This window comes from Candidatus Methylarchaceae archaeon HK02M2 (genome assembly GCA_024256165.1).
GTDB lineage: Archaea > Thermoproteota > Nitrososphaeria > Nitrososphaerales > JACAEJ01 > HK02M2.
In genome coordinates this window covers 1-12468 of record JAKLZG010000010.1, presented here as the reverse complement: position 1 = coordinate 12468, position 12468 = coordinate 1, and the positions used below count along the sequence as shown (strand labels likewise).

Annotated in this window: 14 protein-coding genes; 7 read left to right on the top strand and 7 right to left on the bottom strand. The window is 38.0% G+C overall.

What is annotated here, in order from left to right; genetic code table 11:
• Positions 1-790: 790 nt before the first annotated feature.
• The 6 genes from L6N96_00810 to lsrF form a co-directional block, all read right to left on the bottom strand.
• Complete coding sequence (locus L6N96_00810; GenBank protein ID MCP8322706.1) at positions 791-1372, bottom strand: DNA-3-methyladenine glycosylase; 582 nt, start codon at positions 1370-1372, stop codon at positions 791-793.
• 183 nt (positions 1373-1555) lie between these two features.
• Positions 1556-2203, bottom strand: coding sequence for a hypothetical protein (locus L6N96_00805; protein MCP8322705.1), 648 nt, complete (start codon positions 2201-2203; stop codon positions 1556-1558).
• 38 nt (positions 2204-2241) lie between these two features.
• The gene (locus L6N96_00800) at positions 2242-2646 is read right to left on the bottom strand and encodes a hypothetical protein (GenBank protein MCP8322704.1); all 405 of its coding nucleotides are present in this window, start codon (positions 2644-2646) and stop codon (positions 2242-2244) included.
• Between the two features lie 392 nt (positions 2647-3038).
• Positions 3039-3236 (bottom strand): hypothetical protein, encoded by a 198-nt coding sequence (locus tag L6N96_00795; GenBank protein MCP8322703.1) that lies wholly within the window; start codon positions 3234-3236, stop codon positions 3039-3041.
• A gap of 118 nt (positions 3237-3354) precedes the next feature.
• Complete coding sequence (locus L6N96_00790) at positions 3355-4380, bottom strand: zinc-dependent dehydrogenase (protein ID MCP8322702.1); 1026 nt, start codon at positions 4378-4380, stop codon at positions 3355-3357.
• Positions 4381-4407: 27 nt separating this feature from the next.
• Positions 4408-5205 (bottom strand): 3-hydroxy-5-phosphonooxypentane-2,4-dione thiolase, encoded by a 798-nt coding sequence (lsrF, locus tag L6N96_00785; protein ID MCP8322701.1) that lies wholly within the window; start codon positions 5203-5205, stop codon positions 4408-4410.
• A gap of 205 nt (positions 5206-5410) precedes the next feature.
• Here lsrF and thrC point away from each other — a divergent pair, with 205 nt between their 5' ends.
• Positions 5411-6670, top strand: a complete 1260-nt coding sequence (gene thrC / locus L6N96_00780; protein MCP8322700.1) for a threonine synthase — start codon at positions 5411-5413, stop codon at positions 6668-6670.
• Between the two features lie 174 nt (positions 6671-6844).
• On the opposite strand, the gene L6N96_00775 is transcribed toward thrC, so the two are convergent.
• On the bottom strand, positions 6845-7069 hold the full coding sequence (locus L6N96_00775) for a hypothetical protein (GenBank protein MCP8322699.1): 225 nt from the start codon (positions 7067-7069) through the stop codon (positions 6845-6847).
• A 320-nt stretch (positions 7070-7389) separates the two neighbouring features.
• Between L6N96_00775 and L6N96_00770 the strand changes: the two genes are divergently transcribed.
• The 6 genes from L6N96_00770 to L6N96_00745 form a co-directional block, all read left to right on the top strand.
• Positions 7390-8178 carry an alpha/beta hydrolase gene (locus L6N96_00770; GenBank protein MCP8322698.1) on the top strand — a complete coding sequence of 263 codons (789 nt, stop codon included), beginning with the start codon at positions 7390-7392 and terminating at the stop codon, positions 8176-8178.
• Between the two features lie 159 nt (positions 8179-8337).
• The gene (locus tag L6N96_00765) at positions 8338-9762 is read left to right on the top strand and encodes a B12-binding domain-containing radical SAM protein (GenBank protein ID MCP8322697.1); all 1425 of its coding nucleotides are present in this window, start codon (positions 8338-8340) and stop codon (positions 9760-9762) included.
• 103 nt (positions 9763-9865) lie between these two features.
• The gene (locus L6N96_00760) at positions 9866-10171 is read left to right on the top strand and encodes a zinc-ribbon domain-containing protein (protein MCP8322696.1); all 306 of its coding nucleotides are present in this window, start codon (positions 9866-9868) and stop codon (positions 10169-10171) included.
• A gap of 152 nt (positions 10172-10323) precedes the next feature.
• Complete coding sequence (locus L6N96_00755) at positions 10324-10635, top strand: hypothetical protein (GenBank protein MCP8322695.1); 312 nt, start codon at positions 10324-10326, stop codon at positions 10633-10635.
• 154 nt (positions 10636-10789) lie between these two features.
• Positions 10790-11635, top strand: coding sequence for a hypothetical protein (locus tag L6N96_00750; protein MCP8322694.1), 846 nt, complete (start codon positions 10790-10792; stop codon positions 11633-11635).
• A 420-nt stretch (positions 11636-12055) separates the two neighbouring features.
• On the top strand, positions 12056-12468 hold a 413-nt coding region (locus L6N96_00745), incomplete at its 3' end, for an HAD hydrolase-like protein (protein ID MCP8322693.1).

Genomic DNA, 12468 nt, shown 5'->3' with positions numbered 1-12468 from the left:
CTCCTACACCGCTCGAAATAGTTTCAACACTTCTTTGTAACCAAAATGCTAACAGAATCCCCACTATTGTATTCGCCAAGGTTAGTAAATCTGATTTTTTAACTTCATCCCCCATAAAACTCTATTTCTGAAAAAATCTAGAAATATTTCAATTTTTATAAAAAAATAACGTTGTTAGGTAGTATATGCTTTGTTAGTTTTAAGCCTTCCTTCGTTACATCATATGTCTAACATACGTTTGAGTCCGTCCGAGGGGTCGGTTCCTTCTATTATGAAGAATCCCGATCTGTGCATTTTATCTGAAATTGTAGTTAAAGCATTTAAAAGTCATAGGAGTAAATCTAGTTACATGTCAAAATCAAATCCAATACCTATTGAGAAAGCAATTGAATTATGTAAGGAGTACAGGGATAAACATAAAGTTCGCTTGTTTAGTCAATGTTGGGGCTGTTTAAAATTTTCAAAAGAACCAAGCAAAATGTGTTTCTACAACCCTCCAAAAAACCGCGGATGCAAATATATCAACGAACTCTTCGATAGTTGATCAGGATGAAGAGAACGCTGAATCAAGATATCTGTTTCTTAAAACATTTGGTCGAGTAATATCTTGAATTACTCTTCTTGGCGGACATTAATATTGGATTATCCTCAAAGCTAATATAAGCCTCCTTAAGGTTTATTTCCTTTACCTTACAGAAAATCTCAACATAATGGGTAAAATCTAAGGTAACTTTTCGAATACTGTCCACTTTTAAAGGCATTTAGTTTTGCTTTGTATCATTAGGATATGTTATCTCCTTGAGACAAACATATTGTCTTTAATGTAAAATCGCCATAGCTTATCAATCCCTGATCTTATTCCAATCCTTTTTGTTGAGACGATAGTAAAGTTTTCAATCTCTTTAGGCTCACATAAGAATAATTCTTCTCCCTTCGTCAAATCTGCTCCGTTATGTCTCATCGTGATGTTCATAGCTTTTGTTAACTTGCCTGGTCCATCAGTCAGGCTCTTCATATCTTTGACTTGCCTATTCATTTGCATTAAATTTATTCCTTCAATGGGCTCTAAAGCTCTTACTAAGACAGCTCCTGGATCGTCTCCTATTTTAGCTGTAACGTTGAAGCAGTAATGGTTGCCATAGATGAAGTATATGTAAGCATGCCCACCATTTCCGAACATCAAGTAATTTCTATCGGTCTTACCTCTGTATGCATGACTGGCAGGATCATCAGAGCCACGGTATGCTTCGACTTCAACTATCCTGCCAATTATGTTGCCTTTACTAGTTCTTTTTACAAGTATTTTACCTAGTAAGTCTTTAGCAGCAGTTACTGTCTCTTTTTCATAGAATGCTCTATCTAGAATTTCCATAATCTATCTATCAAATAGCTTGTTTATGTTATATCGATTTGTAGGTTTTTGCTAACCTAAAACTTTAGCCATTTATCCATAAATGATGTTTTATCCAACCTCTGTACCTATCAGCATCGAAGCCACCCTACCGACTAGGAAGGTTGCTCCAGCTGATCCTAGTCCTATAATTATCATTTTATGCTAATGTTCTTTTTTCTGAATATCATATGCCAACGCGGTAATGATAGAAACTGGCCATAACACAACCATAATTAAAGCTAAAGTCCACTGAATAGTGTAAGTAACATTTGCATCAAAGATCCATAATAAAGGATACCCGAAGATTGCAATTTCCACACCCATTGCAAATACTAACACATAGATGATTATAGACCAAGGCCATAACCTAGAAAGGAAACTTTTTAAATTAACTGGGAGATGTCTACGCCACCATTTTAGAGGCTTATTTATCCGGGTGGCAGCAGCAAAACCTAATATTGACATAAAAATTGGTGCAAAACCTCCTCCAACTAACCACAAAATGAGTGATAAAAGCCCAAAGATCCAAGCGCCATACTTCTTATCAATTAATGCCCCCGCCCATATCGTGACCAGAAGACCAAAAATTATTGCAAATATTCCGGTAATTAAAAAATTGGGAATAATTGTTAAGGCAGTCTCAGTTGCATACTCCCAAAACTTCTGTGCAGGACCAATTGCATCTATCATTATGTCGTTTGGAGCCACATTGCCTTGAAGTATCTCAAATATGCCATGCTCTATACCTGCTAATCCAACAAGAACTCCAAAAATTGAGGCTACCTTTTTGATGGCATAATTATTTTTCAAAAATAAATTCCCGTGTTGATAATAATTTCTTCACAATATTATAAACTTACTTTAAGCTTCGACAGTTCTTTGCGAACAAACATATACAACACTGCATTATAAACCGCTACAATAGGCACTATAATCATTACTATTACCATGAACCCTCTAGCGATGTCGTTAGACACCCACTGTAGCAGAAACCTAATAAAAGTTGGTAGTACGTCGGCAACGTGAGTAAAGTCGAATGGGAAAACTACGTACAGCCAAACAACTGCGATGATGAACAGAACATACCCAAAAATATCGAAAAGTCGGGCAAGGTTCTTGCGGCCAACAAGAATCCTTACGCTAACTGGAACCAAACCAATTAGTAATGAGGCATAAAACAAGAACATCTCTATGGAACCAAAACTTGAAGTGAAAAATCCAGTCGACCACATCTGATGGGCGACAAAGTACAATATGAATAGCAGAAACGCCACGAAGGCGACAATGTTTCCTAAACGTTCAGAAAGCGGAATAATGTCTTTCTTTGCCTCCTCCTCAACGCGTCTAGCAAACCAACTCTCAGTCGCTTTTATCTCGCCCAAAATGATTTCACCTATTACGATTATGTGATATATATTTTATGCCCGAATTCTAAAAGTGGAGATAAAAGAAGAAATATTGTAAAATGTTCCGTCTAAGTATAAATCATATTAGTTGAAAAAAGGGAGTGGGTGACACTTACATAATATAGATAATATAGTTGTCGTCCTACTACCTAACACTTTGATTTTTTTTCTAATATTTTGTCTTATTATATTTAAAGGGATCATTTTGAGCGAAGGATTTGATTATTTCTTTACCCCTACTACCTAACAAAATCCTCGGGATAGCCTACGCCGTGCTCGACGGGTTCCCCCTTCTCGTTTAATACGGTGTATATGCACTTGACGGCTTTATTGGTGTCCTCCGTGACATCATCGTTCTCGTCGAGTAGGGTGGCAATTCGGGTCCAACCTTCCGGTAAATCTTCCTCTTCAGTATTAGCCCCCGTATTTTTTGACAAATTCCTTCACCCTCTTTATGTCGATCTTTGGTTTATACCTTACGTGCTTTTTGTAGATCTTCGAATAAAACTTCGGATCGTCCCAAAAGACATTTTTGGACCAACCCCAAAATTAAAGTTATCTTTGAGGATCGATTACAACCTTTAAGGATTCTTTAGCCTCCGCAACCAGCTTGAAGCCTAGATCAATTTCTTCCAAACTTAACCTATGGGTGATCATATCATGAACGTTCACATGACCCTCTTTGATGAGCTCTTTAGATTCCTTTAGGTCCCTAGGTGCAGCACCATAAGAAGTCGTTATTGTTATTTCGTTACGCCAGAAATCTGTGATAGGTATTGGGACAGAAAAACTAGGATCTGGCACCGCAAAGAACAGGATGGTTCCTCCTCTCTCCACACATTGAATAGCTTGCTTACAAGCAGATATAGCCCCAGTACAAACTACTACTCTATCTGCAAGCCTGCCTTCATTTAATTGTCGTAACCTTTTAGGTAGATCTTCATCAGCATGTAGTACGGCATCTGCTCCAAATTTTTTTGCAGCTTCTAAACGGTATTCATTAATATCTGTTGTAATTATTCGTTCAACCCCAAGGAAGCGAGCAAGTTGGATGTGAAGCAATCCAGAAACACCACTCCCAAGGATGAGTGCACTATCCCCTTCTTGTACTCGCGCCAACCTTTGACCTCTAACCACACATCCCAAGGGCTCGATAAGGGTCCCATCTTCGAAAGGCATGTTTTCAGGTAAAAGATAAACTCCGTATTCTGCGTTTATTCTTGGTACGCGAATGTATTCAGCAAAACCACCCGGATCGTAGTTAGTTCTGTGCAAAGTTTCACAGGCTGTATGGTGATCATTTAAACAAAAATGGCATTTATTGCAGGGAACGTGATGAGATACAAAAACTCTGTCACCTACTTTATACCTTACAGATTCATCACTAACTTCGACAATCTCGCCAGTTGCTTCGTGACCAAGCACTAAAGGAGCTCTAGGAACACGGTACCATTCCAGTACATCGCTGCCACATATCCCACTTGTCATCACCTTTACCAACAACTCGCCAGGACCGATTTTGGGTCGAGGCATCTCTTTTATACGCACATCGTTGTTGTTATAGTAAACAGCTACACGCATTTTATTACATTATTATTCGATAATTTATTATTTTTTTCTTGCTACTTCCTCTTCGAATATTTTCTGTGCTTCTTTTGGAGTTGCTTTTTCGTGGATAATTGCACGCAGAGCTTTAATCATAGCTACTGGGTGATCGTGTTGCCATGTGTTTCTCCCCAGATTTACCCCAATAGCACCCTTTTGAATTCCATCATAAACGAACTCGAAGATTTCAAGCTCAGAATCTACTTTTGGACCACCAGCCATAACTACTGGCACAGGACAACCTCTTACAACCTTTTCAAAACCTTCCTTACAATAGTAAGTTTTTACTACCCTTGCACCTAGCTCTGCGGCGATTCTGCTGCATAAGGCAAGGTAGCGTGCCTCAAGTTTCTCCAATTCTCTTCCTACGGCCGTTACTGCCATGACTGGTATTCCATATTCCTCACACTCATTCACAAGCTTAGCTAGATTCATTAGGGTTTCTTGTTCGTACTTGCTACCGACGAATATAGAGGCTGATACTGCACTTGCGTTTAGGCGGATAGCTTCTTTGACCGAGGTCGTAATACCCTCATGGGACAAATCTTCCCCTACCATACTCGTTCCACCTGAGACCCTTAGAATAATTGGTTTGGTGTTATTAGGATCTATGCATGATCGCAGCACACCTCTTGTGAGCATGATAGCGTCAGCGAAAGGTAGAAGGGGTTCAACAGTTTTACCCGGTTCTTCTAATCTATGAGTTGGGCCCTGGAAATATCCATGATCTATAGGCAAAAATAGGGCCCTACCATCGTGCTGAATTAGTTGTGAAAGTCTGTGTTTCATTCCCCAGTCCACAACAACACCTCCTTTCGAATTTATTTTTCAGGCTTTAAATATCCTTCTACCTGATATTGGTTTTTGATTGTATAATCAGAGTATAATAAATAATAAACCCAAAAAATTTTGGGATTATTCTTTACTGACAAAATTAATAAATTAAAATGGATATGATGTGAACAATAATAGATGGTAAGTTTCATCGATAATGTGAGGGAAAATTATGCAATATTTTAGCCTAAGATGTATAAGTTGTGGATCGGCAGTGGGGTTTGATGAGATAGTCTATCGTTGTAAACGATGCAACGATTTACTCGAAGTTCAATTAGACTTAGAAAGGGTAAAAGAGTGGGTCGATATTGAAGAGTGGAGGTCAAAGCCCGTATCTGTCTGGAAGTACATTGAGCTCATCCCTGTGTTCGATAAAAGCAAGATTGTTTCAATTGGTGAGGGAGGAACTGGTCTGCATCGCTGTGATAATCTTGCAGAAGAGCTTGGAATCAGGAATTTGTATGTGAAGAATGAAGGTGAAAACCCAACAGGATCTTTCAAGGATAGAGGTATGACAACAGGCATGACGAAAGCAAAGGAGTTGAATGTAAGCGAAGTTGCATGTGCATCTACTGGAAATACAGCTGCATCATTGGCTGCCTATTCTGCCAAAGCGAGATTGAGATGCGTAATTCTAATCCCGCATGGTGCTATCGCTCTTGGGAAACTAGCTCAAGCTATGATCTATGGTGCTAAGGTAATAGCCATAAAGGGAAATTTCGATGACGCATTATCTATGGTTATAGATGCTAGTAAAAATATTGGTCTATACCTCCTTAATTCTATCAATCCATTTAGGATAGAAGGACAGAAGACAGCAGCGTTTGAGATATGCGACCAACTCGGTTGGCACGGGCCTGATAGACTTGTAATTCCTATAGGAAATGCTGGAAACATAACAGCATACTGGAAGGGTTTTAAAGAATTTTATAATTTAGATTTAATCGAAAACTTACCTATGATGACTGGAATTCAAGCATCTGGTTCAAGTCCAATAATACAAGCGATAAAAGAAGGGAAGGAGACGATTCAACCCGTAAAAAATCCAAAAACGATCGCCAGTGCTATAAGGATCGGAAGTCCAGTTAATTGGAAGAGGGCGATGATGGCAATAAAAGATTCAAACGGCAAGTCTGAAACCGTAACTGATGAAGAAATCATTTCTGCTCAAAGGCTTCTAGCAAGAAAGGAAGGTATTTTTGTAGAACCTGCGAGTGCCTCAAGCATAGCTGGTCTTAAGAAGTTGATTGAATTAGGAGCTATTGATAAAAATGAAGAGATAGTTTGCGTAGCCACAGGTCATGGGCTGAAAGACCCTGATAGTGCCATCAAATATTGTGAAGAACCTATATTGATAGAGCCTGACATCAAAATTTTAAGAGAAGTAATCGAAGGAATAGCTATTAAAGCATGTGAAAGAAAATATAATTAAAAATTTATTCTAATTTTACTAATAATATTATAATATGTATAAGGATAATCTGTAAATTCACAGATTTATTCTATAACTTTAGTATATTGATTTGTGTCCTTTATATTAAGTTAATGTTGTAGAATAGATAGGCTGAGAGTCCCAATAGATTAGAGGGTTTGATTTTTAGTTTAATTAAAATCCGCTACCGTCTGGAACTCCATCGCCGCTATTGGGTGCTGGTCCAACACCAGGAGTTTCAGGTTGAATATATTGGTTACCGCTTGGGATACCATCACCAGAACCAGGGGCTGGTCCAGGACTAATTGCATCTTCAGTTGCTGCATTTACTTCACTTACTCCACTTATACAAAGCGTTGTCATAGTCAACATAGCAATAATTAAGACAATAGAGTACATTTTCTTTATTTTTATCACCATCTGTAACTGTAGCCTTTTTAAATGGTGTAATAAAACCTTTTCGGAATAAAAGCATTTTAAAAGTTTAATAATTTTAAAACTCTTTAGGGAGGTAGCAGTCCTAAATCTGTTCGAACTTATTTATATGCAATTGGAAGTTTTTATTTTTCAAATACAATCCTGTTAAATTTGAAAATAAGTAATTACCAAAGGCTTATGTATTAAGAGTAAGATGCTAAGAGACAAAAACCTAAAGTGATAGAACCTTAAGGTAGAGGTGTCAAAACTTCAGATAATTATCGGGGGAGAAGATTGTCAAGATGCCAAAGATTGCTGTAAATGGTATTGATATTAATTACATTGAAGAAGGGGTAGGTTATCCCTTAATCTTGATACATGGATTGTCGGATGATTCCAATTTATGGAGTCCTCTAATGCCCGAATTTTCAAAATATTATAGGACCATTGCCTTAGATGTTCGAGGTCATGGGCACTCCGGGAAACCGGATATGCCTTATTCCATACAGCTATTCTCAGAAGATCTTTTAGCTTTCCTTGAAAAATTGAATATACCTCAAGCCCACTTACTAGGATTTTCTATGGGAGGAGCCATAGCCCAGCAGTTTGCCCTTGTCTATCCTGAAAAAATTCGATCGCTGATTCTTCTTTCCACCTTCAGTTATAATGATTCAAATCTTCGGAATACGTTTAAAAAACTTCGGAACAGCTTGGCCAGGGGTGGATTCCCGGCTTTCTTTGATGAGGCAATTAAACTTGTCGTAACACCTGAGTTCGCTTCTGCTAATGCCGTTACCATTGCAGAAATTAAAGAAATAAGTATAAAGATCAACTCCCCCATAGCCATCCTCCATGCAATCGATGCATGTTTAGACTTCAATTTGAAGGATAGGGTTTCCCGGATATCATTGCCCACTTTAATCATCTCTGGGAGGCAGGATGTATTTACTCATCCCCACCTAGGAGAACAGATCCATCTATCAATCAAGGGCTCAAAGTGGAAGGTCATGGAAGACGTAGGTCATAATTTACTTATTCCTGACAAGATTCCAGAACTAGTACAGATAGTGTTGGAATTTTTAAAAAAATAAGATATTTGTTCTACTGAGATGCTAATCGCTAGGCTGTATTAAATTAATGCTAATCAGAGGAATATCCATCAAAGTTACAAAGTAATACAGGTAAATAGCTTATACAATACACAAACATTATGTTTAACAAGATAACCATTTTTTCAGGAGAGATACCTTATGAGAGTTCTATTTATTGAGCCGCCAAGAAACTTTTGGTTCGTAATGGGGGAGTACCTGCCACCTCCATACGGAATTATCCAACTTGCTACCTACCTCGAAAGAGAAATCAAAGATGTTGAGATTGGGGTATTAGACTGTACCGCTGAACAAGTAGACTGGAAAGGGATAGAGAAGAAAATTGATTCCTTCAATCCTGACATTGTGGCATCAAGCGCTTTTGCCACCTGTAACACCTACTTGGTTGCCAACACCCTTGCAATTTCAAAAAAAATCAACCCCGAAATTCTCACAGTCACTGGAGGTCAACACTTCACAGCAACAGCCCAAGAGAGCCTAGAAACATACCCTGAAATTGATGTTATCGTAAGAGGTGAAGGTGAACGAACTTTCACCGAACTTGTCAAAAATGCGGCTAATAAATCATCTTTTCCAAACATAAAAGGAATATCCTTCCGACATGAAAGAGAAATCCTTCACAATTCCCCAAGGCAACTAATCAAGAATTTAGATGAACTCCCCTATCCTGGATACCATTTCGTCAAGGATATTGTTCACAAATATCATTTCGCCGCGATGGCTGGACGAAAAGCTCCCTATGCTTTGATCGAGGGTTCAAGAGGTTGTTCCCATCGTTGTACCTTTTGTACCCAGTGGCGGCTCTGGGGTGGAACTTGGAGATTGAAGTCGCCTGAACGAATCGCTGATGAGATAGAGTTATGCTATCAAGATTATGGAAGCAGATTCATCTGGTTGACAGACGATGATTTTGGCTCAAGTAAGCGGGCAAGCTGCCTTTCAGATGAACTTCTTAAACGTGGTATAAAGGATGATTTGATGTTATTTGTACAATGGAGATGTGATGATGTTGTTAAAAGTAGAAAGGTACTACCTAAAATGCGGAAGGCTGGCCTTTATTGGGTAATGGTTGGTGTGGAAAGCCCTAGAGATCAAACTCTGGAGAGGTACAAGAAAGATCTTACTTCAGACGATGCAAAAAAAGCCGTGGAGCTACTAAAAAAGAACGATATTTTTTCCCACGCAATGTTCATAATAGGTGATCGAAAGGACACAGCCGAATCTATTACAGATTTGAGAAAGTTCGCAAACGAATTGGATCCGGACTTTGCCATATTCACCGTTCTTACACCATTTCCTGGAATTGAAGCATTTGAGGAAGCCAAGCGAAAAGGATGGATCGAAGACACTAACTTGTCACATTACGATATGGCTCACGCGATCATGCCAACAGAAACATTATCTAGAGAGGAAGTGCAGGAAGAACTCTACGAATGCTACAGAAGCTTTTATGGTTCTTGGAAAAGAAGACTTAGAGGAATATTTTCCGGTAACAAATTGAAAAGAAGACTTTTCTGGCACATGGTTGGCAGAGGCGTTGTAAACCAATTTAAAAATCTATTTTAAGGCCATTTTTAATCGAAATTACTAGTTAATTGATAAAAATTATTAATGAATTTCATTAGAAGAATTTATATCGTATCAAATCTTTCGATTAGGACTGAAAAATATGGTATATTGTGATAAGTGTGGGGCCGAGATTAAGGAAGATGCGAGGTTCTGTCCTAAGTGTGGAGCTTCTTTGTATGGATATGAATATAAAAAGCAAGAGGGACCTGAGTGCTTTGGCTGGGAACGAGGGGGAGGAGCATGGGGGATAGTGGCGATAGGAGTTTTTCTGATAGGTCTAGCAATCTTATTTTATCTGGACTTGTTCTGGCCCGGAATCATCTTCTTGATCGGGTTCATGGTCATCATAGGTGCTATCATCTCCTACTACACTAGTAGCAGCAGAAGAGTTAGAAGCCCCCCTTAATAAAAAGGTAAACGTGATAACAGAAATTACATAAATAGAAACGGAATATTACATCGTTCTATCAAATTATTGTTATAACAAAATATCTAATTTGAGTCCATATCAAAAAACATTTTAACATTAACAAATTAATCACTTCTCAGGTGAACTTGATGGCTAGATTTTTAATAATATGGCATATCAATCCTACACTATTTCCAGACGATCCAGAAGAATATGCTAAATTCATCGAAAAGGTTTGGGCAGGCATAGACGACCTCATTAAGAAGGGAGTAGTCGAAGAGATGGGCGCATTTCTAGATGGAATGACCGGGTTTGCCATTGCCAATGCCGAAAGTAGAGAAGTCTTCAGAATACTTAACATGCACGAACCTTATTGGGATTTCGAGGTCAACGAGATAATATCATACGAAGACATGAAGGAAGAAATCAGATCAATCTGGAAAGCACAGGCAGAAGCTTAGTAATCAATCGATAAAGTAATCAACGTATCGGACGATTAAAGTCTACACCTCCCCCCTTTTTTATATTAAAAAAATACTGAATTTAGAGCTTCGCTCCAAGTAGTGAAGTTTATAAAAATACATCTAACCATCAGTAATATTCACAAAAGGTGTTATGATGAGTATTGAACTTCCAGAAGCAACGATTCTTGCAGAACAGATGAATAAGGAGCTTCTTGGCAAACATATCAAATCTTATCATCTACAAGACTACGAGAGATTGCAAAGAATAGGTATGCTGAGTAAGGACATAACATCCTTCGATCAGCTAGTTAATAGAAAAATCGAATCAGTCATATCTAGGGGTAACGTGATACTTGTGAAGCTCGACAATGAAATCAACTTGATTCTTGCTCCTGAGTATGGTGGCAAGATCTTTTATCATAAAAGTGAAAAAGTGATTCAAAGTAAGTTCCATCTGAAAGTTGATTTTAGTGACAACACGGTGTTGACGGTAAGGCTCACTAGCATGGGTCTAATCTACGCAATGAAAGACGATGACCTAGAGCACTCCTACGTCTTTAGACGAGATTTCAATTCTCAGGTTTTATCACCTATAGATGAAGAGTTCACCTTTGAGCGCTTCTCAAAACTCTTAACTGAAAATAATAGGATGCTCAAGTCAGTACTCGTAGGAAAAGATGCCATTGTTGTTGGACTGAGCAACAGTGCTTTCCAAGATATCATATACCGGGCTGGGCTTCACCCAAAGAGAAAAGCTGCAGAGCTGAAGAAAGATAAGAGACGATCACTTTATGATGCTATTAGGCTTGTGCTTAAAGAGAGAATTCGACTAAAAGGAAAAGACCAGTTTTATGACCTTTATGGAAATCAAGGTGGCTACACGCCAGCTATGGGTCCGAATATTCAAGGTCAGACCTGCCCTTTATGCGGAACTTCTATAGAGAAGTTGAGTGTGGGAGGGGGGGATACATACTTCTGCCCTAAGTGTCAAGTATGAAAAATTGGGATATAATGCAATATGAAGCTCAAAGATGAATATATTCTATCTCTAGGGATATTTTCTTTAGCCCTATCAGTTATTTTCCTGAGGTATTTGGACTTGTGGTATTCGGACTTCTCAATTTCAAGCTTTTTAGGAGGGTTGTTTGCCGGACTTTCTTCAGTATTAATCCTTTTCTACTTAATCAAAATAAGGTCTAAGAAACAAGATTAATGAATTTTCAGATGCTGTGCCAATCATTATAAGAATTTTTTATTAAAAGAATCAGTATGGCCTAATACCTTATGAGGATATTAACTGAAGCAAAGAAATATAATTTTAATCTCAATTTTCCCTTCATTAGTAGTTTTTAACTCATTTCCAACCCTATGAATTTTTAAAATATTTATAGCATAAGACTTAGGCACCATAAAAGAAATGAAGACTAGAGCAGTCATATTCGATTTGGACGGTACTCTCATTTTTCTACATTTTAGATATACAGAATCTCGTAAAGTTATTATCGAAACCATAAATAAAATGGGTCTAGATGGATCGAAGATCTCTTTAGGAGATACTGCACAAATCGTCATTGAAAAGATAGAGAAGGAAATAAAAGGAAGATCGATAAATTTACAAATATCAGAGATCAAGAAAAAAATATGGTCCATCATCGATAATTTTGAGATTGAAAGTATTGAGATTTCAGAATTGGCAAAAGATACAAAATCTCTTCTGAATTTTTTATCAAAAGAAGACATTAAGTTAGGAATTGTTACAAATAATGGAAGCAAGGGCACCAGATTAGCTTTGAGAAAACATGGTATAGAAGATTACTTCGATGTAATTAT